Here is a 24,567-nt window from a genome sequence, read left to right on the forward strand (position 1 = left end):
AGGATTTCCGATGCCGATCAGGCTTGACGCACGCGACGCTGGCTTTGAGCGGGAGTTCACCACTCTGCTCGCGATGAAGCGCGAGGTCTCCGAGGATGTCGATCAGGTCGCAGCCGCGATCATCGCCGATGTCCGCGCCCGCGGCGATGCGGCCTTGATCGAGTACACCGAGCGTTTCGACAAGCTCTCGCTGACGCCGCAGACCCTGCGCGTCACCGACAGCGAGGTCGAGGCGGCGGTGGCGGCCTGTACGCACGAGCAGCTCGATGCGCTCGAAACGGCCCGCTCCCGGATCGAGACCTATCACCTGCGCCAGAAGCCGGCCGATTCCTGGTCGCGCGATGCGCTCGGCGTCGAGAGCGGCTGGCGCTGGAGCGCGATCGAGGCCGTCGGCCTCTACGTCCCGGGCGGCACGGCGAGCTATCCCTCGTCCGTTTTGATGAACGCGATTCCCGCCAAGGTCGCTGGCGTCGAGCGCCTCGTCATGGTCGCGCCGACGCCGCGCGGCGAAGGTAATCCGCTGGTGCTCGCTGCGGCGAAGCTCGCCGGCATCGACGAGATCTATCGTATCGGCGGGGCTCAGGCGGTCGCCGCGCTTGCCTACGGGACCGGGACGATCGCGCCCGTCGCCAAGATCGTCGGCCCCGGCAACGCCTATGTCGCCGCCGCCAAGCGCCGTGTCTTCGGCACGGTCGGCATCGACATGATCGCCGGCCCGTCCGAGGTGCTGGTCCTGGCCGATGCGAGCGCCAATCCCGACTGGATCGCCGCCGATCTCCTCGCCCAGGCAGAGCATGACACCGCCGCCCAGTCGATCCTGATCACCGACGATGCCGCGCTTGCCGATGCGGTCGAGCGCGCGGTCGAAGGCCAGCTCAGGACCTTGCCGCGCGCCGAGATCGCCGGGGCGAGCTGGCGCGATTTCGGCGCAGTCATCCTGGTCGGGACGCTCGACGCGGCGGTCCCGCTGGTCAACCGGCTGGCGCCGGAGCATCTGGAGATCATCGCCGCCGAACCGGAGCGCCTGGCGGGACGCATCCGCAATGCCGGCGCGATCTTCCTCGGCGGGCATACGCCCGAGGCGATCGGCGACTATGTCGGCGGCTCGAACCATGTCCTGCCGACAGCGCGCTCGGCGCGCTTCTCCTCGGGGCTCGGCGTACCCGATTTCATGAAGCGGACCTCGCTTCTGAGGTGCGGGGTGGACGGGTTGCGTGCACTCTCCGGCGCCGCGGTCGCGCTCGCCGAGTCCGAGGGCTTGCAGGCCCATGCGCGTTCCGTGACGATCCGACTCAACGGCTGACGTCGAGCGCGGCGATTCTGCGTTCGCGACCGGCTGCGCGGAGGATACATGTCGGAACGCAACCATCTGGTCGCCGTTACGCTCGACGAAGCCTCGCTCGGGCGCGGCGCTGCCGACCAGGAGCATGAGCGCGCCGTCGCGATCTACGACCTGATCGAGCGCAACCACTTCGCCGTGCCGGATTTCGACGGCGGGCCCTATGCCGTCCATCTTGCCTTGGTCGAGCGCCGCCTTGCCTTCGAGGTCAGGAATGCCGATGGCGCCCCGGTCGTCACGCACCACCTCTCGCTGACGCCGTTGAGGCGCATCATCAAGGACTACGAGCTGGTCTGCGACAGCTACTATGCCGCCATCCGCACGGCGACGCCGTCGCAGATCGAGGCGATCGACATGGGGCGCCGCGGCCTCCATGACGAGGCGGCCGTTCTCTTGGTCGAGCGACTGGCGAACAAGGTCGAGATCGACCGTGAGACGGCCCGCCGCCTCTTCACCCTGATCTACGCGCTGCACTGGAAGGGCTGAGCGCTTGGAGCCCTCCGCCTCCCGCAAGCTGCAGAGCGTGCTGTTCATGTGCGCCTATAACGCAGTGCGCTCGCCCATGGCGGAGGCGATCGCCAAGCACTTCTTCGGCAAGTCGGTCTATGTCCAGTCGGCCGGAGCACGCAAAGGCGAGGTCGATCCCTTCGCGCTGCAGGTCCTCGACGAGATCGGCATCGACGCCCGCAAGCACAAGCCGAAATCGCTCGAGGAGCTGGAGGAATGGGAGGGGCTCAACTTCGATCTGATCGTCACGCTCTCCCCCGAGGCGCATCACAAGGCGCTCGACCTGACCCGCACGGTCGCTTCCGATGTCGAATACTGGCCGACGCCGGATCCCACTGTCGTGCAAGGCTCGCGCGAGCAGGTCCTCGAAGCCTATCGCGCCGTCCGCGACGGCCTGATGCAGCGGATCAAGGCCCGGCTGCGACCCTGAAGCGCTATTGGATCAGCACCGCCCCGCCGCAGCGCACGCCGGTGACCCAACTGTCCGCCTGACCAAGCCCGATCCCGAGCGTGTTGAGCAGGCTCGTCAGCACTTGGTCGAGCGGCGCCGCCGCGCCGGCGATGACGCCGGACACGGCGCCGCCGATGCCGAGCCCGAGTCCGAGCGGCTCGACACGTACCTCGAGATCGGAAACCAGTCGCGACAGCAGGCTCGCGACGAAGTTCTGCGTCGAGGTCGTCTTCTTCTCGGCCCGCTGGATCTCGGCATAGCTGAAGCTGACCGGGGTCTCGCTGGTATTGCTGATCGTCACATGCGCCCGACCCGTCACTTTGACGAGGAGCAGATCGAGCAGCGTTGCGGCCGGAGGGTTCGGCCGCGTGCTGAAATTGCTGAACTCGGCATTGGAGACCTGCCCGATCCAGGCATCGACCACGGCCGGCGTCACGCCCAGCGTCACCCGCGCGCTTGTGATGTCGCCGGCGCCGCAGGAGATCGAGGTCAGGCGGGCCGTGGCGGAGGCGAGTTCGAGGTAGAGCGGCAGCTTGACCAGCGAGGCCTGGCCGCTGCCGACGAGGGTGAGGGTAAGCAACAGGCGCGTCTGGGCAGTGTGGACCGTAGCGCCGTTGCGGCCTACGCGCACCAGGCTGGTGCCGACCGGTCGCTCGCCGATGCCGAGCTTCAGCGAAACCGAGGCGAGGCCAGGCACGTTGACCGCCAGGCCGAGATCGAGCTGGCGTGCGCCATTGGCGATCTGCGCCGTGGCCGAGACGAGGTCAAGTGCCGCCAGCGATGCTTTGATCGGCAACTCCTCGCTCAGCTGACGGCTACCATAGGTGCCGAACGAGACCAGGCTCTGCAGGTTGATGCGCTGGCCCGAGCCGGCGAGCACCGATGCCAGACGCCCCAGCGCCGCGATCGCGTCGCTGCCCGCGCCTTGGGCGCGCGCTGCATCCTGGGCCGCCAGGATGACGTCCCCGATGCGGACCTGGGCGCGGACGACCTCATCGAAGGTCAATGCGGAAATCGAGGCGCGCGTCGCCAATTGCCGTGCGAAACCGAACAGGTCGATCCGCGCCCGCGCCAACCCCTCATAATCCATCACCGACAGTGACAGGCTCGTCCCGAGCAGGCCGCCGAGCAGGCCATTGAGGGCGCCGCCTTCCACCCGAGCTAGCCGAGAGCCGACGGCGAAGGCGGCCTGCATGTCCTGCGCGGCGGTTGCACGCGTCAGGATCGCAACCTCTCCGGCGTCATTTCCTAAGCCGCCCGCTCCAATCACTCGGCCAAGGATCATCGGGGTGGTCGCGCGCATCTCGATCCGGGCAGCGTTCGCGCCGGCCGCCGAGCCCGGCTGGAAGCGCATCTCGGGCGCGAGCGTCGCGTTCGCCGAATAGGTGCCCAGCTGCACTCTTTCGACTGCGGCTGCGGTATAGCCGTTGCGCCCGGCGCTTGATCGAGCCGCAGCGTCCGCCCTTCCGAGGTCAGCCGCAGCGGCGAGCGCGGCGAGATCCGTCGCGGTCTGCTGGCGGCGCTTCTGGTAGTAGAAGCTGCCACCATCGACCGCAATTGCGCCGAAGCCGAACAGAACCATGGAGCTACCGGCGAAAACGATCGATGAGAGACCGCGGCGGTCCGCAAACAGCCTCCGCAAGAGATTGATCATGACGGCCTCCCTTGCCGTTTCCGTCGATGGACGGATTCAGTAGCCGCCGCGCTGCACGACGGCCCGGCGCTCGACCACCGGGGTTGGCAGCGCGACTATGGAATTGAGGCGATTGAAGATGCTGTCCGAGTAGTCGTAGACGACCGCCACCTCGAAGCTTGGCGAGGGCGCACCGGTCGCGGTCGTCCGCACCGTCAGCTTGCTTGGGTCGAGGAAGGCGTAAGAGCCGATACTGCGGGTGACGAAGCCGCGCGCCAGCCTCTCGCGCTCGGTGTCGTCGAGCCCGCCGACGGAAGCACGGGCCGCCTCCGCCGCCAGTTGCTGCACGCCGTGATACACGCCAAAGGCGTGGCCATAGCCGATGATGCCGAAGAGGAGCAACAGCAGGAGTGGCGCGATGAAGGCGAATTCCACGGCCGTAGCGGCGGAGCGATCAATCCGGAGGTGATGAATGAGCGAACGCATGGCGTGTCCACTCCACGGGATTAACAACCATAGAGTGTATAGATGGCGCCTTTATAAACAGTAAAAGGTACCTTCAGAAGCGGGCGAAGCCATTGAAACCAAGTTGGCTGATTAATCGAAATTTAAGCAGCCCGGCTCAGGAGCTTCAGTGAGGGCAACGTTGCGTTAGCTAAGCCGAGAATCGACCCGAGGAATGAGCACCGTCGCGATCCTGACCAATGTCCGCTCTCGGAAGCTCCGACAGTGGCGCGACGTCGGTCTGATCGCAGGCTTGGCGCTTTGCTCCGGCCTTGTAACCCTCGCCAGCTTGCCCGGTCCTGTCGCCGGCCCAGCCGTGCCGCTGGCCGTGATCTTTCCGCCCTGGGTCTCTGGCGAGGAGGCCGTGGCGCGCAGCCTCGCGACTGGTGCCAGGCTCTTGCGGCAAGGTGCGGTGCCCTTCGTCGTCGTCCTTGCACCAGAAGCGGCGACAATGCCGGTGGCGCGGCCGGCCGGAGCCATGCTGGTGCTGCGCCTCGACGGGCTTGCCGGCTGCATCATCTCATCGGAGGCCGAAGCGAACCGCCTATGACGTTGACTTTGCCTGGTCTTCGCGACCTCGTCGCGCGCTGCCTCGTCGGCCTCGCCTTCCTCCACGTCCCGCTGCTCGCGATGGTGTCCCTGCTGCAGTCCGGTGACGGGCTGGTGCCGGGGCTGAGCGCCCTGTTGCTCGCGCTCGCGGCGCTGCTGGCCTATCGCGCTGTCGGTGCGACGTTGCTGGCGCAGTGCGCAATCGCTGTCGCCTTGATCGGCCAGGTCTCGATTCTGGTTGCTGTCTTCTCCGGGCATCCCTGGCAGCCCGACATGCACATGTACTACTTCGCCGTGCTCGCGCTGCTCGCCGGTTTCTGCGACTGGCGGCCGATCGTCCTGGGCGCCGCGCTCACTGCGGTGCACCATCTGGTGCTGCAGTTCGTCCTGCCTGCCGCAGTTTTCTACCAGGGCGGCAGTCTGCTGCGGGTGCTGCTGCATGCCGTCATCGTGATTGTCGAGACTGCCTTTCTCGCAGTGATCGCGGTGGTGACCGCGCGCATCTTCGCGCAGACCGAGGCCAATCTGCGCCGAGCCGAGGACATCGCCGAGCGCGAGCGCCTGGCGAGCGAACGGGAGCGGGAGCTCGCCGACGAGGCCGGGGCCCGCGCTGAACGCTTGCATGCCATGGTCGACCATTTTCGCGACGAGATGGACGGGGCCATGGCGGTGCTCGACAAGGCGTCCGAGGCGATGCAGGTCGATGCCCGTGGCCTCACCGGCGCCTCCGACCGCGCCCGGCAGCAGATCACGCTCGTCTCGCGCAGCTCGACCGAGGTGACGACCAGCATCGAGCAGACAGCAGCAGCCAGTCAGGAGCTTGCCAGCTCGATCGCCGAGATCGGCCGCAACGTCACGCAATCGGCCGGCAGCTCGCAATCGGCGGCCAGGCTCGCGCGGGCTGCCAGCACCGAGATCGAGGCGTTGGCGCGCACCGGCGAGAGTGTCGGCGCCGTGGCGGAGATCATTCGCGGTATCGCGGCCCAGACCAGCATGCTGGCGCTGAACGCGACCATCGAGGCGGCGCGTGCCGGAGCGATGGGCAAGGGCTTCGCCGTCGTCGCCAGCGAGGTCAAGACGCTCTCGGCTCAGACGGCGACAGCGACCGAGGAGGTGGCCCGCTCGATCGAAGCGATCCAGACCGCCTCACAGCGCTCGCTCAAGTCGATCCGCGAGATGGTCACGGCGATCGGCGAGGTCGAGACCGTCTCGGTCGCGATCGCCTATGCGGTCGGCGAGCAGGACCGCGCCACCGCCGAGATCGCGCGCGAGGTCCAGGTCTCCTCGGATGGTGCCAACCGCAGCGCCCAGACCCTGCAGAGCTTCGAGGCGGTGACCGAGCGAACCTACGCCGCCGCTGGCAGCCTGCAGAGCTCGTCGGCCGATCTTGCGACGCAGGCGCAGCGCATCCGTCGCGAGGTGGCGGAGTTCTGCGAGCGCGTCGCTGCCGCCTGATTACCAGGCGCGACCGGGGCCGACCGTCCCGACACCCAGCCATTCGCCGAGCGTCGCGGCAATGTCGGCGAAGCTTTCGCGGCGGCCGATCGACCGCCCTGGTGTTGCCGGGCCGAAGGCCAGGATCGGTACATGCTCGCGCGTATGGTCGGAGCCGGGCCAGCTCGGATCATTGCCATGGTCGGCCGTGACGATGGTGAGGTCGCCGGGCCGGAGCAGCGCTTCCAACTTCGGCAAATCGCGATCGAATGCTTCGAGCGCCGCCGCATAGCCCGGGATGTCACGGCGATGGCCGTATTCGGTATCGAAATCGACGAGATTGACGAAACAGAATCCGCCATCCGGCAGCCGCGCGAACGCCTCCAGCGCTGCCGCCCACATGGCGGCGTTGCCGAACGGCTTGATCTCCTCGCCCGTGTTCCGGTGGGCGAAGATGTCGCCGATCTTGCCGACCGTCACGATCGGTCGTTCCCTGGCCGCAAGCCGGTCGAGGATGGTCTCGTTCGGCGGCGGGATCGCGAAGTCCTTGCGGTTGCCGGTGCGGGTGAAGCCGGTCTCCGTCGTTCCGACGAAAGGCCGGGCGATGACGCGGCCGATCCTGAGCGGGTCGACTAGGACGCGGGCCTTCTTGCAGAGCGCGTAGAGCCGCTCCAGGCCGAAATGCTCCTCATGCGCCGCGATCTGCAGCACCGAGTCGACCGAGGTGTAACAGATCGGCTTGCCGGTCCGGATGTGCTCCTCAGCGAGCTCGTCGATCACCGCCGTGCCGGAGGCATGCTTGTTGCCGAGGATGCCGGGCAGGGCGCCGTCGCGAATGATGGCGGCGACGAGGTCTGGCGGAAACGTGTTCTCCAGCGCGGTGAAATAGCCCCATTTGAACGGGACCGGACAGCCGGCGATCTCCCAATGACCGGAGGGCGTGTCCTTGCCTTGGCTGATTTCGACGCCGTAGCCGTATTGCCCTTGCGGCACGTCCGGCCGCGTCACGCCGGCGAGCGGTTTGCCGGTCGAGGCCTCGCAGGCATGGCTCAGGCCCAGTCGGGCGAGGTTCGGGATATCGAGCGGCCCGCTGCGCAGGCCCTCGCGGTCACCGCGCCCTTCGGCGCAGGCCTCAGCGATATGGCCGAGCGTGTCGGAGCCGGTATCGCCATAGGCGGCCGCGTCCTGCGCACCGCCGCAGCCGACGGAATCAAGCACGATCAGGATGGCGCGCGTCATCAGTCGCGCACCGCGGCGCTGTTCGCCGGCTCGAGGTTGAGGGCGGCGGCGAGCAGCGCCTGCGTATAGGCCTCTCGCGGGCGCTGGAAGATCTCCTCTGCCGGCCCTTCCTCGACCACCTTGCCGTTCTGCATCACCACCACCCGGTGCGACAGCGCCCTGACCACCTTGAGGTCGTGGCTGATGAAGAGATAACCGAGCTTGCGCCTGGCCTGCAGTCCGCGCAGCAATTCGACGATCTGCGCCTGGACCGACATGTCGAGCGCCGAGGTCGGCTCGTCGAGCACGACGAATTTCGGGTCGAGCGCCATGGCGCGGGCGATCGCGATGCGCTGGCGCTGGCCGCCGGAGAATTCGTGCGGATAGCGATCCATCGTCGAAGGATCGAGCCCGACATCGGCGAGCGCCTGGGCCACGATCTCGCGCTGGCGCTGATAGCTCAGCCCCTTCTGCTGGACGGTCAGCCCTTCCGCGACGATGTCGGCGACCGACATGCGCGGCGAGAGCGAGCCATAGGGGTCCTGGAAGACGACTTGCAGATCCTTGCGCTTCGGCCGTACTGCGGCGCTGCTCAATCCGTCGATGCGGTCGCCGAGGAAGACGATCGGTCCCTCCGAGGAGATCAGCCGCAGGATCGCGAGGCCGAGCGTCGTCTTGCCCGAGCCGGATTCCCCGACGACGCCGAGCGTCTCGCCCTCGCGCACCTTGATCGTGATGCCGTCGACGGCCTTCACATGGCTCGTGGTTCGCCGCAGCAGGCCGGTCTTGATCGGGAACCAGATCTTCATCGGCCCGGCCTCCAGCAGGATCGGGGCGTCGTCCGGTACAGGCTCCGGCCTGCCTTTCGGCTCGGCGGCGAGCAGGCGCTGCGTATAGGCGTGCTGGGGATTGCCGAAGATCTCGGCGACCGGCCCCTGCTCGACGATTTTGCCCTTCAGCATCACGCAGACCCGGTCGGCGATGCGCCGGACGATGCCGAGATCATGGGTGATGAACAGGATCGCCATGCCGAGCCGGCCCTGCAACTCCTTCAGCAGCGTCAGGATCTGCGCCTGCACGGTGACGTCGAGCGCCGTGGTCGGCTCGTCGGCGATCAGCAGGTCGGGCTCGTTGGCGAGCGCCATGGCGATCATCACGCGCTGACGTTGCCCGCCGGAGAGCTGGTGCGGATAGGCGTCGAGCCGGCTTGCCGCATCGCGGATGCCAACCAGCGACAGCAGTTCGAGCGTGCGGGCCCGTGCCTTCTCGCCGCGCAGGCCCTTGTGCAGTTCGAGGATCTCGCCGATTTGCCGCGCAATTGGGTGCAGCGGGTTGAGCGAGGTCATCGGCTCCTGGAACACCATGGTGATGTCGTTGCCGCGAACCTTGCGCATCGCGTCCTCGTCGGCGGCGATCAGGTCCTGGCCATTGAACAACACCTTGCCGGACGGATGATACGCCGCCGGGTAGTTCAGCAGCTTCAGGACCGACAGCGCCGAGACCGATTTGCCCGAGCCGGATTCGCCGACGATCGCCAGGGTCTCGCCCTTGGCGATCTGGAAGGAGATCTTGTCGACGGCGAGCGTCTCCTGCCCGCCCTGGCGGAAGGCGACGGAAAGGTCCTGGACGGAGAGGAGGGGGGCGCTCATGCGAACGTCTTCCTCGGGTCGAACGCGTCCCTGACCCCTTCGCCGATGAAGATCAGGAGCGACAGCATAAGCGCGATCACCACGAAGCCGGAAAGCCCGAGCCAGGGCGCCTGCAGGTTGGCTTTGCCCTGCGCCAGCAACTCGCCGAGCGAGGGCGAGCCGGGCGGCAGGCCGAAGCCGAGGAAGTCGAGCGAGGTCAGCGTCGTGATCGAGCCGTTGAGGATGAAGGGCAGGAAGGTCAGCGTCGCCACCATGGCGTTGGGGAGCAGGTGCTTGACCATGATCGCCCGGTTGGAAAGGCCGAGGGCGCGGGCGGCGCGGACATACTCGAAATTGCGCGCCCGCAGGAATTCGGCGCGGACCACGCCGACAAGTGCGACCCAGGAGAACAGAAGGAGGATGCCGAGCAGGACGAAAAAGCTCGGCGTGATGATCGCCGCGACGATGATCAGCAGATAGAGCGCCGGGATCGAGGTCCAGATTTCGATGACGCGCTGGAAGATCAGGTCGGTCCAGCCGCCGAAATAGCCCTGGACCGCGCCCGCCGCGATGCCGATCACCGAGGAGATCGAGGCCAGGATCAGCCCGAACAGGATCGAGATACGGAAGCCGTAGATCAGGCGCGCCACCACGTCGCGGCCCTGGTCGTCGGTGCCGAGCCAGTTCCATTCGAGCTCGCGGCAAGTCATGCCGCCGGTGCGCTCGGCGATCGGTCGGCACTGCTCATCCTTGAGCAGCCAGGTCGGCGGGGCCGGGGCGGGCACCGGCAGGTCGAGATTATGGGTGCGGTAGGAGTAGCGGATCAGCGGCCACAGCGCCCAGCCATTCGCCGCGATCTCCCTGGCGATGGTCGGGTCGCGGTAGTCGGTGGTGGCGAGGAAGCCGCCGAACTTCTCCTCGGGATAGTTCACCGCGACCGGGAACAGCGTCTCGCCCTTGTAGCGGACGATCAGCGGGCGGTCGTTGGCGATGAATTCCGCGAAAAGCGAGAGCACGAACAGCGTCAGGAAGATCCAGAACGACCACCAGCCGCGTTTGTTCGCCTTGAAGCTGTTGAGCCGGCGCCGGTTAATCGGTGAGAGCTTGAGCCAGCCCTGTTTCGCTTCGGCCGGAGCACGAGCAGGCTCGGCCGAGCGCAGGGCCGGCGGCGGGGCGTCGAGCAATGTGTCGCTCACCGTCAGGCCTCCCGCGATTCGAAGTCGATGCGCGGGTCGACCCAGGCATAGGTCAGGTCGGTGATCAGGTGCACGACGAGGCCAATCAGCGAGAAGATGAAGAGGTTGGCGAAGACGACCGGATAGTCGCGGTTGACGATCGCCTCGAAGGACAGGAGGCCGAGCCCGTCGAGCGAGAAGATCGTCTCGATCAGCAGCGAGCCGGCGAAAAGCGCATGCACGAAGGCGCCGGGAAAGCCGGCGATGACGATCAGCATCGCGTTGCGGAAGACGTGGCCGTAGAGCACGCCGCGCTCCGACAGCCCCTTCATCCGCGCGGTCAGGACGTATTGCTTCCTGATCTCGTCGAGGAAGGAGTTCTTGGTCAGCAGCGTCGAGGTCGCGAAGGCGCCCAGCGCCATCGCCAGCACCGGCAGGGCGATGTGCCAGAAATAATCGCCGATCTTGCCGATGAGGCTGAGCTGCGCCCAGTTCTCCGAGGTCAGCCCTCTTAGCGGGAAGATCTGCCAGAACGAGCCGCCGGCGAAGAGCACGATCAAGAGGATCGCGAACAGGAAGCCGGGGATGGCGTAGCCGACGATGACGACCGCGCTGGTCCAGGTGTCGAAGCGCGAGCCGTCCTTGACCGCCTTGCGGATGCCGAGCGGGATCGAGATCGCGTAGGAGAGCAGGGTCATCCACAGGCCGAGCGTGATCGAGACCGGCAGCTTCTCCTTGATCAGTTGCAGCACGGGCGCATCGCGGAAATAGCTGCGGCCGAAGTCGAAGGTCGCGTAGTCCTTCAGCATCTTGAAGAAGCGCTCATGCGCCGGCTTGTCGAAGCCGAACTGCTTCTCGAGCTCCTTGATGAAGGCGGGGTCGAGCCCCTGCGCGCCGCGATAGGCCGAGTTTGAATCCACCGCCTGCGCGCCGGCATCGCCGCCCGCGCCGCCGCCGACCCGTTCGGCCGCGCCGCTGTTCGGATTTTGCAGTTGTGAGATCACCCGCTCGACCGGCCCGCCCGGCGCGAACTGCACGATGACGAAGGAGATCAGCAGGATGCCGAACAGGGTCGGCACCATCAGCGCCAGACGCCGGGCGATGTAACTCAGCATGAGCGGGAAAGCTCAGCTCGAAGGACAGAGAAGCGCGGTCCAAATGACGGAACACGCAGTGTGCAGTAAATGGCTGTCATGACTCGGCCTCTGCCGTCAGAATGATCGCCGGCAGGCGAGCGAGCAACTCGGGCAGCGCCGTCCGCGCGGTTTCCCAGACGATGCTGAGATTGATGTCGAAATAGCCGTGCGCGACCCGGTTGCGCATCCCTTTCATGCTTTTCCATGGCACATCCGGGTAGCGGCCGAGAAAATCGGCATGGGATTGCAGTAGCCTGGTTGCGGCTTCACCAATGATCACGAGATTGAGGATGACGGCCTGCTGGGTGCGCTCATCGGCCAGGAAATCGGCTTTTTCCATCCCTTCGATATAGATTCCTGTCTTGCGCGCCGCGTCGACCATATGCCGCAAATAGTCGACCAGCCTTTGGTGATGGTTCATACAGGCCGCGCCTCGGCCAGCACGCGGTCCCGGAAACTAGGAGGCAGATCCTCCGCTGTCAGAACATCCACGTTGACGCCGAGCAATTCTTCAAGAGCGATCTGCAGGCCGCCGATATCCAGCAAGGTCGCACCGGGCAGGGGATCGATCAGGATATCCAGATCGCTGTCCTGTTGATCCGTGCCATGCAGGACGGAGCCGAAGACACGGGGATTGCTGGCCCGGAACCGGCCCATCGCCTGGCGTATCGCTTCACGGTTCAGAGCAAGTGCGGTCGACGGCTTCATGGCAGCTTCTTACTCGCTTCGGCCTATAAGCGTCATGCCGGCTTATGCCTTCCCGATTCGCTTGGCCTTTTCCGGATCGTACCACCATGTGCCCGGCGCGCCGGAGCCGTATTTCGGCTTGGTCTGCGGGCGCTCATACATGTCCCAATAGGCCAGCCACTCATTGGGCTGCCACAGCATCGGGATCCAGTAGCGCCCGGCCCGCAGCAGCCGGTCGAGGCTTTTGGCCGCTACCACCACCTTGGCATAGCTGTCGGCCTGGCCGATCGCCTCGATCATAGCGTCGATCGCCGGATCGGCGATGCCGCCGACATTCCGCGAGCCGCGCGTCTTGGCCGCTTCCGAGCCGTACAGGACGCGCATCGTGTCGCTTGGTATGGCGCTGCCGCTCATATTGCGGATGATTATGTCGAAATCGAACTCGTCGAGCCGGCGCTGATATTGCGCGCCGTCGACGATGCGCGAGGTCGCGTTGATGCCGAGCCGCTTGAGATTGGCCTGGAAAGGCTGGATATGCGGCTGTAGCGCCGGCGTCGAATCGAGGAACTCGATCTCGAAGGGCTGGCCGTTCGGCAGCTTGAGTATGTTGCCGTCGCGCTTGCAGCCGGCGGCGCGCAGCATCTCGTCGGCCCGGCGCAGCAGGGCGCGATCGCTGCCGGAGCCGTCGCTGACCGGTGGCAAATAGGGCTCGCCGAAGACCTCGTCGGGCACCTTGCCGCGGAAGGGCTCCAGCAGTTTCAACTCTTCCGGGGAGGGCAGGCCGACCGCCTTCGAATCCGAATTCTCGAAATATGAAGTCAATCGCTTGAAGGACGAGAAGCTGATGTTCTTGTTGGTCCATTCGAAATCGTAAGCGAGGCCGAGAGCCTCGCGGATGCGTGGATCGGCGAACTTCTCGCGGCGCAGATTGTAGATCCAGCCTTGGCCGCCGATCGGCTCGGTCTTCGGCAAAGATTCCTTCTTGACCTTGCCTTCGGCAACCGCTGGAAAATCATAACCAGTCACCCAGATCCGCGAGGTGTATTCCTCCTGGAAGGTGATAATGCCGCTCTTGAAGGCTTCGAACGCCACTTGCCGGTCGCGGAAATACTCCCAGCGGACGCGGTCGAAATTGTTCTGGCCGATATTCACCGGCAAATCCTTGGCCCAATAATCCGGCACCCGGTCGAATTCGATGAAGCGGCCCTGCTCGAAACGTCCGACCTTGTAGGCGCCCGAGCCGAGCGGCGGCTCCAGCGTCGAGGCCTCGAAATTGCGGGTCGACCAGAATTTCTCGGAAAACACCGGCAGGCCGGCGACGACGAGATGCATGTCGCGGCCGCGCTTGGGCGAGAGCTTGACCACGAGGACGTCGTCGCTCTCGGCGACCGCCGATGCCATCTCGGCGAGGATCAGCCGGTAAGTAGGGTGGGCCTTGCTCTTGAGCAGGTTGAACGAGAAGGCGGCATCGCCGGCAGTGACGCGCGAGCCGTCATGGAACTTCGCCTCCGGCCGCATGCGGAAGCGATAGGTCAATTTGTCGGCCGAGACCGCGACGCTCTTCGCCAGCAGTCCGTAGACCGTGTTGGGCTCATTGGCCGAGCCCGCCATCAGGCTGTCGAAGCAGGCGTCCATGCCGGCGGCGCCGTCGCCCTGCAGCACATAGATGTTGAGCGTGTTGAAGGTATCGAAGCTCTGATTGCCGCCGGCACGCTTGATCTGGATGGTGATCGAGCCGCCTTTCGGGGCCTTTGGATTGACATAAGCGAAATGCGGGAAGTCCGGTGGCAGCGCCAGCTCGCCGAAAGTCGAGAGGCCGTGGACCTCGTTCTCCTGCGCCAGAGCTGCCGTGAGCGAGGCCGGCAGCGCGGCCGCGCCTGCGAGCGTGCCGCCAGCTTCGAGCAGCCTGCGGCGGGTGATCCGGATCGCCATGCAAAACCCCTTGCGATTCGTTGTCCGATTATGTCGTCATACCCGGCCGAAGCCAGTGCTGCGCGCATTCCCCGTCATGGTGACGGCAATTGCATGGCGCGGACAAGCAAAAGCCGGGCGCAGAGCCCGGCTCATGTCGTCACACTGGCGCGAAAGGCGCGGCCAGATCAGGGCTTCGGCAACGGCTTCGGCGCCTCGGCCAGCGTATTCAGATAGGCGATGACGTCGGCGCGCTGCTCGGGCTTGCTCAGGCCGGCGAAGGCCATGATGGTGCCGGGAACGTAAGCCTTCGGGTTCTTCAGGAAGTGGTCGAGCGCATCGGCGTCCCAGTTCTTGTCGCCACGGCCCTTCATCGCGGCCGAATAGCCGAACCCTGCGACCGAACCCTCGTTGCGGCCATAGACGTCGTAGAGATGCGGGCCGACCTTGTTGGCGCCGCCCTTTTCGAAGGTGTGGCAGGCTTTGCAGGCGCCGACAGCCTTTTCACCCTTGGCCGGATCGGCCTTGGCGAGGCGCACCGCGATCGGCTCCTCGGCAACAGCTGCGGCAGCGCCGGCGCCGCCAGCGGCAGCCGGCTCCAGGCTCGGCAGGTCGAAGCCCGGCACGGCCGGCTTCTTCGGGGCGAAGACGATGCCGGCAGTCATGTTCAAGGCCATCACGACGAGCAGTGTCGAAAGGCCCGCGCCAGCGATCTTGTTCAGTTCGATATTCATCGTCTCTCACAACCCCCGGCCCGCCCGTCGGCGAAGCAAGACAGCGCTGCGGCCGGACCCTTGCGGGACCCGGCACGTCTGCGCTGCTTAACCGCTTTGCGCGCTGCATTGCAACTCGTATAAGCACGCTCCGCTTTGAGACCTTTTGCCGCCCCGCGAGCTTTCCCCAGCCAATGCCCAATCCGTTGATCCTGATCCCGGCCCGCATGCAGGCGACGCGCCTGCCGGGCAAGCCGCTGGCTGACATCCTGGGCGAGCCGATGATCGTTCGCGTCTGGCGCCGTGCCATCGAAGCGCGTGTCGGCGATGTGGTGGTCGCAACCGATGACGAGCGCATCCTCGGGGCGATCGAGCAGGCCGGCGGCCGGGCGGTGATGACCAGTCCTGCGCACCAGACCGGCTCCGACCGGATCAAGGAGGCCGCCGACATCATCGATCCGAAACGCGAGCACGACATCATCGTCAACGTCCAGGGCGACTTCCCCACTTTGGCACCAGCCGCGATCGCGGCCGCAGTGGAGCCGCTCGCCGATCCGGCCGTCGACATCGCGACCCTTGCCGGCGAGATCACCGACGAAGAGGAGAAGACCGCGCCGAGCGTGGTCAAGCTGATCGGCAGCGAGGTTTCCCCCGGCCGGATGCGGGCGCTCTATTTCACCAGGGCGACGGCGCCTTACGGCGATGGCCCGCTCTATCACCATGTCGGCCTCTACGCCTATCGCCGCCGCGCGCTCGATCGCTTCGTTGCGCTGCCGCAGTCGCCGCTCGAATTGCGCGAGAAGCTCGAGCAGCTCCGCGCGCTCGAGGATGGCATGCGCATCGACGCGATGATCATCGATCACGTCCCGCGAGGCGTCGATACCCCTCCTGATCTGGAGCGTGCCCGCACGTTCCTGAAGTCCAGCGCCGGAGCCTGAAGACCCCAATGTCAGTCGTCGTTTCCTACCAGGGCGAGCCCGGAGCCTTCTCCTCGCAGGCCGCCCTTCAGGTCTTCCCGGATTGCGAGCTGTTGCCTTGCCGCACCTTCGAGGACGCGCTCGCCGCGGTCTCTGATGGCGCCGCCCGCTATGGCATGATCCCGATCGACAACTCGATCGCCGGCCGCGTCGCCGACATCCATCATTTGCTGCCGCGCTCGGGGTTGCACATCATCGGCGAGCATTTCCTGCCGATCCGCTTTCATCTGATGGCAGTCGAGGGCGCGACGCTGGCGACGCTGCAGACGGTGCAGAGTCACATCCACGCGCTCGGCCAGTGCCGCAAGATCATCCGCAAGCTCGGCCTCAAGGCCGAGGTCGCGGCCGACACCGCCGGCTCCGCCCGTCAGGTCGCCGAGGCGGGTGATCCGACGCGTGCCGCGATCGCCCCGCACATCGCCGCCGAGGTCTACGGCCTCAAGATCCTGATGGAAGACATCGAGGACGAGAAGCACAACACCACGCGCTTCGTCGTGCTCTCGAAATATCCCGAATTCGCCCGCCAGGGCGCCGGCAAGACGGTGACGACCCTGATCTTCCAGGTCCGCAACCTGCCGGCGGCGCTCTACAAGGCGCTCGGCGGCTTCGCCACCAATGGCGTCAACATGACCAAGCTGGAAAGCTACATGGTCGACGGCCATTTCTCGGCGACGATGTTTTACAGCGATGTCGAGGGCCATCCCGACGACCCGGCGCTGCGTCGCGCGCTCGACGAGCTCTCCTATTTCTCCAAGGAGATGAAGATCCTCGGCGTCTACCCGGCGCACGGATTCCGCGACAGCTTCCCCGAGCCGGGCGAGTAGGCAATCTCGCCAATGCGCGCTCTGCTAATCCGGTCCAAGCTGTCGCTTAAGGAGCTGGCGGATCAGGTTTATGGAGATATTTTCCGAGCAAAATACGAGGAGAGAGAATCTTCGAATAAGGGAGGTATATACTATAGAGCTTATGGTTTATTTTGCGATTTTTCACTCATTGAATACGGAAACGATGAATTTTTAATTTTGACAGATAGCAAAACCTCGTTTGAAAACGAAGATGATATTGTTATTTTTTTCTACGAAAGGATAAAAATAAAACTAAACATTCGCGATGTTGAGTCAGAAATAATCGAGCTTGAGTAGATTTCAGCTTTTCTGAATTGCCGGTTGTAGAGGGACGCTTGGGCGAGATTGAAGGGTTCGCTATTGGCATCTCTCTGTCCACCGCTCTCACCTTCAGCATTGTGTTAGCGCCCGCCATGTCCAGCGATGCGCCCTCACCAGGGGCGCGGGCCCTCCATCGTCGAGACATGGGCCGAGACCACCTTCCAGCCGAGGTCGGGGAAGCGGACCCAGGTCTGGCTCTGGCGCCCGATGATCTCGCGCCCGCGCACCTTGAATTCGAGGTTCACCGTGGCGAAGTCGCGGCCGAGCGTCAGGATTTCCAGGCGGATCCGCTTTTCCTTGATGCCCGGCCCCGGCGGACGCGCGACGCGGTGGGCGTGGATCTCGTCGAAGCCGTAGCCGTTCTCGCCCAGCGCGTAGCGGATGGTGTGAGGGCTGTTCCAGAAGGAGGCGTCGAGGATGTCGACCTCTTTGTCGATCAGCGCCTGCTCGTAGCGCTCGAACAGGGCGCTGATCTCGGCGACGACATCGGGCAGGTTCGGGGTCAGGTCGCTCACGAGAGGGCCTCCATGGCTTGGGCGACGGCGATCAGGCTGGCGTCGGTGCCCCGCCCACCGATGATCGAGAGGCCGACCGGCGCGCCGTTCACCGTGGCGCCGGGCAGGTTGAGCTGGGGCGATCCGGGTGAGGCCGCCCTGGGCGCAGAGGCAGGTGATCCGGTCGCGCAAGGGTTGCAGCTCAGGTGTCGGCAGGCCGCGCAGCGGCGCCGGGAAGGGCGTCGTCGGCAGGCAGAGGATCGTGCCCGCTGGCAGCAGGTAGCGCAGCCGCGCCCGTGCCTCCTCGCGCATCAACGCCGCCCAGTTGCGCTCACCAGCCGGAACCTGCGAGCCGGCGATCAGCCCGGCGGCGACGCTGAAGGCCATGCGCGGATTGTGCTGCTCGATCCAGGGCCTGAAGGTTTGCCAGGCTTCGACCGGCTGCAGGCTGCGCTGCGCGCGGGCCCAGACCGAAAGCCCTTGCGGCGCCATGATCTCCTCGCGCGCCGCGCCGGCGATCCGCTCCAGCTTCCGAACCATCGGCTGCAGGGCGTCCGCGACTTCGGGATCGGCGAAGCCGAAGGCGTCGACCGCGATCAGGAGCTTGGTCGGAAGCGGCCCGGATGCTTCGCCGAGCAGCACGCTGCCGACCTTCGCGAAGGTCGCGGCATCGCGCGCGAACCAGCCCGCTGTGTCCGAACTCGGCGCCTGCGGCAGCAGCCCGGTCAGGTCGAGCCGTCCATGCGTCGGCCGGATGCCGTAGATCCCGCAGAAGCTCGCTGGCACGCGCATGGAGCCGCCAGTGTCGGTGCCGAGCGCGATGTCGCAGAGGCCGGCAGCGACGGCTGCCGCCGAACCCGAGGAGGAGCCGCCGGGCACGCGCTCGGGCGCGGCGCTGTTGATCGGCGTGCCGTCGAAGGCGTTTTCGCCGAGGATACCGAGCGAAACCTCGTCGGTGATGGTCTTGCCGACGCAATCCGCTCCGGCATCCAGCAGGGTCTGCACGGTCCAGGCATGGCGCGTCGGGATCGGGTTCGCCTTGGCCCAGTCATGATTGCCGCCGCCGGTCGGCAGGCCGGCGACATCGAACAGGTCCTTGACCGCGAAGCGCAGCCCCGAGAGCGGTCCGCCCGGATGGCCGGCGATACGGGCGCGCGGCCCGGGCACGAAGGCGTTGACCGGGTCCGTCATCCAGGGCTCCGCAAAGACTGTTCGTTCGTCAGGGTGACGCGGGGTGCGTCAGGGCTCCTCGCCATCCACCGCCCACGCTTTCAGGATCGTGTTGGCGATCGCCATATGCGGCGGGCAGAACAGCTCGTCGGGATGTTTGCCCTCCAGCATCTGCAGCGCCTCGGCGCGGCTGAACCAGCGGCCGGCCTCGAGCTCGGTACCGTCGAGCACGATGTCGTCGTTCAGCGCCTCGGCGATGCAGCCGATCATCAGCGATCCCGGGAAGGGCCAGGGCTGCGAGGCGACATAGCGCACCGTGCCGGTACGCAAGCCGGCCTCCTCCCAGGTCTCGCGGCGGACCGCGTCCTCGAAGGTTTCGCCCGGCTCGACGAAGCCGGCGATGCAGGAATACATGCCGGGCGCGAAGCGCGACTGGCGCGCTAGCAGGCAGTTGTCACCGCGCACCGCCAGCATGATCACGACCGGGTCGGTGCGCGGGAAATGCTGCGCGCCGCAGGCCTCGCATTGCCGCTTCCAGCCGGCCGAGCCGAGCTTCGTCGGCGCGCCGCACTGGGCGCAGCAGCGGTGGCGGGCGTGCCAGTCGAGCAGGGCCTTCGCCTCGCCGAGCGGGCCGAGCTCCTCCTTCGGCACCAGCCGCTTCAGCGCGACGCTACGCAGATCGGTGGTGACGAGCACCGCCTGCTCGCGCAGGCCTTCGAGCAGCTCGCGGTCGATCAGCCGGCCAAAACGCGGCGCTCCGTCCGGATCGAGCCCGAGGAAGACCTCGTCCAGCGCCGGGCCGAGCCCGTCGGCGCCGCTCTCGTCGAACCAGACGGTCTGGGTCTCGGCGCCGCTGCGCAGCAGGATCGGTGTCTCGCCGGCGACGACGGTGAAGCGCGCATTGCTGCGCGCCCGCAATTCGGCGACCTCGTCCGGCCGGTCGCGCAGGTCGGCACGTCGGTCGAGCGGGCTGGTGGCGAAGCCGGTCTGGGCTGAGCGTTCTTTGCGGCGGGAGGCGTCGTTCATGCCTCCCGTCCTACTCCGCTTTCGTTCCGACCGGAACGGGGTCGAAAGCAGAATTATACGTATGCGAACGTTCGCCGGCTGCTTCGCCGCCGCTCAGGTGTTTCCGCGCCCGCGCAGCAGATGGATGATGCCGGAGAAGTCCGTGCCGCCTTCGCCCCAGGCATTGTGCAGGCCGTAGACCTGCGCTGCGGCGGCTCCGAGCGGGGTCGAGGCGCCGGCCGCCTGAGCCGCCTCCTGGGCGAGCTTCAGATCCTTCAGCATCAGCGCCGAGGCGAAGCCGGGCTTGTAGTCGTTGTTGGCCGGCGAGGTCGGCACCGGGCCCGGCACCGGGCAATAGGTCGTCAGCGACCAGCACTGGCCCGAAGAGGTCGAGGCGACGTCGAACAGGGCCTGATGCGACAGGCCGAGCTTCTCGGCCAGCACGAAGGCTTCCGAGACGCCGATCATCGAGATGCCGAGGATCATGTTGTTGCAGATCTTGGCCGCCTGGCCGTTGCCGGCGTCGCCGCAATGCACAACCTTCTTGCCCATCGCCGACAGGATCGGTTCGCCGCGCTTGAAGGCATCGGCACTACCGCCGACCATGAAGGTCAGCGTCGCGCCCTGGGCGCCGCCGACACCGCCGGAGACCGGGGCATCGAGCGAGAGGCAACCGCGATCGGCGGCAAGCGCATGCGCCTTGCGGGCGCTTTCGACATCGATGGTCGAGGAATCGATCAGCAGCGTGCCGGGCTTCACCGCGGGAAGGATGTCGGCCCAGACCCCCAGCACATGCTTGCCGGCCGGCAGCATGGTGACGACGATGTCGGCCTCGGTGACGGCCTCCTTCGCCGAGGCGGCGATGCCGACGCCGAGCGCGGCGGCGGCATCCTTGGAAGGCTGCGAGAGGTCGAAGGCGGAGACCTTGTGCCCGGCCTTGACCAGGTTGCCGGCCATCGGCCCGCCCATATTGCCGAGCCCGATGAAGGCGATGGTGCTCATGGTCGTTTTCTCCCTGCCTGTATTCTCGGGTGGTCATCCCGGCCGCAGCGAAGCGGAGAGCCGGGATCCATGCCTGAGCCGTTCCGGAATGGATCCCGGATCGGACTGCGTCCGCCCGGGATGACCTGTGTTTGTTAGTTTCCCTTCGCCCGCCCGACCAGCGAGCGCGCCACGATCATCCGCATCACCTCGTTGGTGCCCTCGAGGATCTGGTGGACCCTGAGGTCGCGGACGATCTTCTCGATGCCGTAGTCGGCGAGATAGCCATAACCGCCATGGATCTGCAGTGCCTGGTTGGCGACCTCGAAGCCGGTGTCGGTCGCGACCCTTTTGGCCATGGCGCAGAGCTTGGTCGCATCCGGCGTCTTCTCGTCGAGCGCCGCGGCGGCGCGCCAGAGGAAGGTGCGGGCCGCCTCGAGCTCGGTCGCCATGTCGGCGAGCTTGAACTGCAGCGCCTGGAAATCGGCGATGCGGGCGCCAAAGGCCTTGCGCTCCTGGGCATAGCCGAGCGCCTTGTCGAGCGCGCCCTGCGCCCCGCCGATCGAGCAGGCACCGATATTGAGCCGGCCGCCATCGAGCCCGGCCATGGCGATCTTGAAGCCGATGCCCTCAGGGCCGATCCGGTTGGCGACCGGAACGCGGCAGTTCTCGAAGATCACTGCCCGCGTCGGCTGGGCGTTCCAACCCATCTTCTTCTCGTTGGCGCCGAAGGAGAGGCCGGGCGTGCCTTTCTCGACGATGATGGTCGAGATGCCGGACGGGCCGGCCTCGCCGGTGCGCACCATCACGACATAGATGTCGGCGACACCCGCGCCGGAGATGAACTGCTTCTGGCCGTCGAGCACGTAATGGTTGCCGTCGAGCACGGCCTTGGTCTTCAGCGCGGCGGCATCGGAGCCGGCGCCAGGCTCGGTCAGGCAATAGCTCGCCAGATGCTCCATGCTGCAGAGCTTCGGCAGGAACCTCCGGCGCTGCTCGTCCGCGCCGTAGCGGTCGATCATCCAGGCGCACATGTTGTGGATCGAGATATAGGCGGCGACCGTCGGGCAGGCCGTCGACAGCGCCTCGAAGATCACTGCCGCATCGAGGCGCGTCAGGCCGGAGCCGCCGACATCGTCACGGATGTAGATGCCGCCCATGCCGAGCGCGGCCGCCTGGCGCATCTCCTCGACCGGGAAATGCTTTTCCTCGTCCCAGCGCACGGCATGCGGCGCCAGGGTTTCGGTTGCGAAACCCTGGGCCATGTCGCGGATGGCGATCTGGTCTTCGGTGAGGGAGAACATGCCCTGGTCTCCTTCGCCGCCGGCCTCAGCCCATCGTCGGGATGACGAAGCTCGCGCCGTCCTTGATGCCGGACGGCCAGCGCGCCGTCACCGTCTTGGTCTTGGTGTAGAAGCGGATCGAGTCCGGGCCGTGCTGGTTGAGATCGCCGAAGACCGAGCGCTTCCAGCCGCCGAAGGTGTAGTAAGCGAGCGGAACCGGGATCGGCACGTTGATGCCGACCATGCCGACCTGGACCTTCGAGGCAAAGTCGCGGGCCGCATCGCCGTCGCGGGTGTAGATCGCGGTGCCGTTGCCGTATTCGTGGTCGTTGGTCAGCTTCAGCGCTTCGTCATAGCTCTCGGTCCGCAGCACAGAGAGGACGGGCCCGAAGATCTCCTCCTTGTAGATGCGCATGTCCTTGGTGACGTTGTCGAACAGGCAGCCACCGACATAGAAGCCGTTCTCATAGCCCTGCATCTTGAAGTCGCGGCCGTCGACGACGAGCTTGGCGCCTTCGCCGATGCCGATGTCGACATAGGACTTGATCTTCTCCATCGCCGCCTTGGTGACGACCGGGCCGTAATCGGCTGAGGTGTCGGTCGAGGGGCCGATCTTCAGGCTCTCGACCCGCGGGATCAGCCGCTTGACCAACTCGTCGGCGGTCGCCTTGCCGACCGGGACGGCGACCGAGATCGCCATGCAGCGCTCGCCGGCCGAGCCGTAACCGGCGCCGATCAGCGCATCGACCGCCTGGTCCATGTCGGCGTCGGGCATGATGATCATGTGGTTCTTGGCGCCGCCGAAGCACTGCACGCGCTTTCCGTTCGCGCAGCCGCGGGCATAGATGTATTCGGCGATCGGTGTCGAGCCGACGAAGCCGATCGCCTTGATGTCATGGTCGTCGAGGATGGCGTCGACCGCCTCCTTGTCGCCGTTGACGACATTGAGGATGCCGGGAGGCCCGCCCGCTTCGATGAACAGCTCGGCGAGACGCATCGGTACGCCGGGATCGCGCTCGGACGGCTTCAGGATGAAGGCGTTGCCGCAGGCGATGGCGGGGCCGAGCTTCCAGAGCGGGATCATCGCCGGGAAGTTGAACGGGGTGATGCCGGCGACGACGCCGAGCGGCTGGCGCAGCGAATAGATGTCGATGCCGGGGCCAGCGCCGTCGGTGAACTCGCCCTTCATCAGGTTCGGCACGCCGAGCGAGAACTCGACGACCTCGACGCCGCGCTGGATGTCGCCCTTGGCATCGGGAATGGTCTTGCCGTGCTCGCGGGCGAGCAGCTCGGCGAGCTCGTCATTGTTCTGCGCGATCAGGTCGAGGAACTTCATCAGCACGCGGGCGCGGCGCTGCGGATTGACCGCCGCCCATTTCGGCTGGGCTTCGAGCGCGTTCTCGACCGCTGCGCGCAATTCCTGCTGTGAGGCGAGGGCGACCTTGCCGATCACCGAGCCGTCCATCGGCTGGTAGACATCGGCCGTGCGGCCCGAGGTGCCAGCGACGTGCTTGCCGCCGATGAAGTGACCGATCTGACGCATGGCATCCTCCCCTAAAGTCGTGTGACGCTGATTTGAGCTACCCCTATCATTATCGTTTACGCACGGCTATAGGCAGATATCGGCTAACGTCGTGCAAAAACACAGATACGGGAGCAGCGCCATGGAACGGTTCGACTGGGACGACCTGCGTTTCTTCCTCGCCGTCGCCCGCTCCGGCAGGCTTACCGCCGCCGCGCGCCGTCTCGGCGCGGATCATGCCACCGTCTCGCGCCGCATCACCTCGCTGGAGGAATCGCTCAAGGCCAAGCTGTTCGAGCGGAGGCCGCAAGGTTACGCGCTGACCGGCCATGGCGAGCAGCTGCTGGCCAAGGCCGAGAGCATGGAAACCGAGGCGCTGGCGATCCAGAGCGAGATCGGCGGCGCGGACATGGCGCTCTCCGGCACAGTCCGGATCGGCGCGCCCGACGGTTTCGGCTCGACCTTCCTGGCACCGCGCTTCGCCGGTTTAGGCAAGGCTTATCCGGGCCTGGAACTCCAGCTCATTGCCATGCCGCGCCTGCTTTCGCTGTCGAAGCGCGAGGCCGATGTCGCGATCACGCTCGCTCCGCCCAAGGAGGGCAAGGTCGTCGCCCGCAAGCTCTGCGACTACCGGCTCGGCCTCTACGCCTCGCAAGGCTATCTCGACGCCACGCCCGCGATCACGGCGCCTGAAGACCTCTTCAACCACCGCATCGTCGGCTATATCGACGACCTGATCTTCACGCCCGAACTCGACTATCTCGACGAGGTCGCCAAGGGGCTGCGCGCGCAAATCCAAAGCTCCAGCGTGCTGGCGCAGATGAATGCCGTGGCGGCCGGCGCCGGTATCGGCGTGATCCACCACTTCATGGCGGTCGACGAGCCCCGGCTCGTCCCCGTTCTGCCTGAGAGCGTCTCGATCACGCGCTCCTTCTGGCTGCTCGTCCACGCCGATCTCAAGGACGTCGCCCGGGTTCGGGCGGTCGTCGATTTCATCGTGCGCGAGTCGAAGGCCAACCGCGCGCTGCTGATGGGTGAGCTGGCGGCTGCAGGAGGCCCGCGCCTGGCCGCAGCGGGTTGAAGG

The 24,567-nt window shown here is 66.2% G+C and carries 24 protein-coding genes; 9 read left to right on the top strand and 15 right to left on the bottom strand.

Annotated elements, in window-relative coordinates; all coding sequences use genetic code 11:
* The first annotated feature begins 10 nt into the window (after positions 1–10).
* Genes hisD through QO058_RS21750 form a run of 3 tightly spaced genes read left to right on the top strand, consistent with a single transcriptional unit; the run spans position 11 to position 2,276 of the window.
* Entirely contained in the window at positions 11–1,303 is a 1,293-nt protein-coding gene (hisD, locus tag QO058_RS21740) for a histidinol dehydrogenase (protein WP_284168313.1), read from the top strand.
* Between the two features lie 48 nt (positions 1,304–1,351).
* Complete coding sequence (locus QO058_RS21745) at positions 1,352–1,825, top strand: UPF0262 family protein (protein ID WP_284168314.1); 474 nt, start codon at positions 1,352–1,354, stop codon at positions 1,823–1,825.
* Between the two features lie 46 nt (positions 1,826–1,871).
* Positions 1,872–2,276, top strand: coding sequence for an arsenate reductase/protein-tyrosine-phosphatase family protein (locus QO058_RS21750; protein WP_284172987.1), 405 nt, complete (start codon positions 1,872–1,874; stop codon positions 2,274–2,276).
* 4 nt (positions 2,277–2,280) lie between these two features.
* On the opposite strand, the gene QO058_RS21755 is transcribed toward QO058_RS21750, so the two are convergent.
* Positions 2,281–3,951: a pilus assembly protein TadG-related protein gene (locus QO058_RS21755; protein WP_284168315.1), complete on the bottom strand. Its 1,671-nt coding sequence runs from the start codon at positions 3,949–3,951 to the stop codon at positions 2,281–2,283.
* A 36-nt stretch (positions 3,952–3,987) separates the two neighbouring features.
* On the bottom strand, positions 3,988–4,416 hold the full coding sequence (locus QO058_RS21760; RefSeq protein ID WP_284168316.1) for a TadE/TadG family type IV pilus assembly protein: 429 nt from the start codon (positions 4,414–4,416) through the stop codon (positions 3,988–3,990).
* A 193-nt stretch (positions 4,417–4,609) separates the two neighbouring features.
* Between QO058_RS21760 and QO058_RS21765 the strand changes: the two genes are divergently transcribed.
* Both QO058_RS21765 and QO058_RS21770 read left to right on the top strand, forming a co-directional pair.
* Positions 4,610–4,984 (top strand): hypothetical protein, encoded by a 375-nt coding sequence (locus QO058_RS21765; RefSeq protein WP_284168317.1) that lies wholly within the window; start codon positions 4,610–4,612, stop codon positions 4,982–4,984.
* The gene (locus tag QO058_RS21770) at positions 4,981–6,438 is read left to right on the top strand and encodes a methyl-accepting chemotaxis protein (RefSeq protein WP_284168318.1); all 1,458 of its coding nucleotides are present in this window, start codon (positions 4,981–4,983) and stop codon (positions 6,436–6,438) included. The genes QO058_RS21765 and QO058_RS21770 overlap by 4 nt, the downstream gene beginning before the upstream one ends.
* On the opposite strand, the gene QO058_RS21775 is transcribed toward QO058_RS21770, so the two are convergent.
* The 8 genes from QO058_RS21775 to QO058_RS21810 form a co-directional block, all read right to left on the bottom strand.
* Positions 6,439–7,656 (bottom strand): phosphopentomutase, encoded by a 1,218-nt coding sequence (locus tag QO058_RS21775; RefSeq protein WP_284168319.1) that lies wholly within the window; start codon positions 7,654–7,656, stop codon positions 6,439–6,441.
* Positions 7,656–9,284, bottom strand: coding sequence for an ABC transporter ATP-binding protein (locus QO058_RS21780; protein ID WP_284168320.1), 1,629 nt, complete (start codon positions 9,282–9,284; stop codon positions 7,656–7,658). The genes QO058_RS21775 and QO058_RS21780 overlap by 1 nt, the downstream gene beginning before the upstream one ends.
* Positions 9,281–10,465: an ABC transporter permease gene (locus tag QO058_RS21785; protein WP_432212077.1), complete on the bottom strand. Its 1,185-nt coding sequence runs from the start codon at positions 10,463–10,465 to the stop codon at positions 9,281–9,283. The genes QO058_RS21780 and QO058_RS21785 overlap by 4 nt, the downstream gene beginning before the upstream one ends.
* Positions 10,462–11,553 (bottom strand): microcin C ABC transporter permease YejB, encoded by a 1,092-nt coding sequence (locus QO058_RS21790; RefSeq protein ID WP_284168321.1) that lies wholly within the window; start codon positions 11,551–11,553, stop codon positions 10,462–10,464. Before QO058_RS21790 ends, QO058_RS21785 begins: the two co-directional genes overlap by 4 nt.
* 76 nt (positions 11,554–11,629) lie before the next feature.
* The gene (locus QO058_RS21795; protein WP_284168322.1) at positions 11,630–11,995 is read right to left on the bottom strand and encodes a HepT-like ribonuclease domain-containing protein; all 366 of its coding nucleotides are present in this window, start codon (positions 11,993–11,995) and stop codon (positions 11,630–11,632) included.
* The gene (locus QO058_RS21800) at positions 11,992–12,282 is read right to left on the bottom strand and encodes a nucleotidyltransferase family protein (protein ID WP_284168323.1); all 291 of its coding nucleotides are present in this window, start codon (positions 12,280–12,282) and stop codon (positions 11,992–11,994) included. Before QO058_RS21800 ends, QO058_RS21795 begins: the two co-directional genes overlap by 4 nt.
* 42 nt (positions 12,283–12,324) lie before the next feature.
* Positions 12,325–14,193, bottom strand: a complete 1,869-nt coding sequence (locus tag QO058_RS21805; protein ID WP_284168324.1) for an extracellular solute-binding protein — start codon at positions 14,191–14,193, stop codon at positions 12,325–12,327.
* A 167-nt stretch (positions 14,194–14,360) separates the two neighbouring features.
* Positions 14,361–14,906, bottom strand: coding sequence for a c-type cytochrome (locus QO058_RS21810; protein ID WP_284168325.1), 546 nt, complete (start codon positions 14,904–14,906; stop codon positions 14,361–14,363).
* A gap of 173 nt (positions 14,907–15,079) precedes the next feature.
* Here QO058_RS21810 and QO058_RS21815 point away from each other — a divergent pair, with 173 nt between their 5' ends.
* Genes QO058_RS21815 through QO058_RS21825 form a run of 3 tightly spaced genes read left to right on the top strand, consistent with a single transcriptional unit; the run spans position 15,080 to position 17,004 of the window.
* The gene (locus tag QO058_RS21815; RefSeq protein WP_284168326.1) at positions 15,080–15,823 is read left to right on the top strand and encodes a 3-deoxy-manno-octulosonate cytidylyltransferase; all 744 of its coding nucleotides are present in this window, start codon (positions 15,080–15,082) and stop codon (positions 15,821–15,823) included.
* Between the two features lie 8 nt (positions 15,824–15,831).
* Positions 15,832–16,686, top strand: a complete 855-nt coding sequence (locus tag QO058_RS21820; protein ID WP_284168327.1) for a prephenate dehydratase — start codon at positions 15,832–15,834, stop codon at positions 16,684–16,686.
* Between the two features lie 12 nt (positions 16,687–16,698).
* Positions 16,699–17,004, top strand: a complete 306-nt coding sequence (locus tag QO058_RS21825; protein ID WP_284168328.1) for a hypothetical protein — start codon at positions 16,699–16,701, stop codon at positions 17,002–17,004.
* A 134-nt stretch (positions 17,005–17,138) separates the two neighbouring features.
* Here QO058_RS21825 and QO058_RS21830 read toward each other — a convergent pair whose 3' ends face one another.
* From QO058_RS21830 to QO058_RS21850, 5 genes are all read right to left on the bottom strand, one after another.
* Complete coding sequence (locus QO058_RS21830; RefSeq protein ID WP_284168329.1) at positions 17,139–18,713, bottom strand: amidase; 1,575 nt, start codon at positions 18,711–18,713, stop codon at positions 17,139–17,141.
* A 48-nt stretch (positions 18,714–18,761) separates the two neighbouring features.
* The gene (nudC, locus tag QO058_RS21835) at positions 18,762–19,718 is read right to left on the bottom strand and encodes an NAD(+) diphosphatase (protein ID WP_284168330.1); all 957 of its coding nucleotides are present in this window, start codon (positions 19,716–19,718) and stop codon (positions 18,762–18,764) included.
* A gap of 93 nt (positions 19,719–19,811) precedes the next feature.
* Positions 19,812–20,699, bottom strand: coding sequence for a 3-hydroxyisobutyrate dehydrogenase (gene mmsB / locus QO058_RS21840; RefSeq protein ID WP_284168331.1), 888 nt, complete (start codon positions 20,697–20,699; stop codon positions 19,812–19,814).
* 134 nt (positions 20,700–20,833) lie between these two features.
* On the bottom strand, positions 20,834–21,982 hold the full coding sequence (locus QO058_RS21845) for an isobutyryl-CoA dehydrogenase (protein ID WP_284168332.1): 1,149 nt from the start codon (positions 21,980–21,982) through the stop codon (positions 20,834–20,836).
* A gap of 25 nt (positions 21,983–22,007) precedes the next feature.
* Positions 22,008–23,504, bottom strand: a complete 1,497-nt coding sequence (locus tag QO058_RS21850) for a CoA-acylating methylmalonate-semialdehyde dehydrogenase (protein WP_284168333.1) — start codon at positions 23,502–23,504, stop codon at positions 22,008–22,010.
* A gap of 121 nt (positions 23,505–23,625) precedes the next feature.
* On the opposite strand from QO058_RS21850, the gene QO058_RS21855 reads away from it, so the two are divergent.
* Complete coding sequence (locus tag QO058_RS21855) at positions 23,626–24,564, top strand: LysR family transcriptional regulator (protein ID WP_284168334.1); 939 nt, start codon at positions 23,626–23,628, stop codon at positions 24,562–24,564.
* The last annotated feature ends 3 nt before the right edge of the window (positions 24,565–24,567 follow it).

Origin of the sequence: Bosea vestrisii (assembly GCF_030144325.1) — a bacterium.
Taxonomy (GTDB): Bacteria; Pseudomonadota; Alphaproteobacteria; order Rhizobiales; family Beijerinckiaceae; genus Allobosea; species Allobosea vestrisii_A.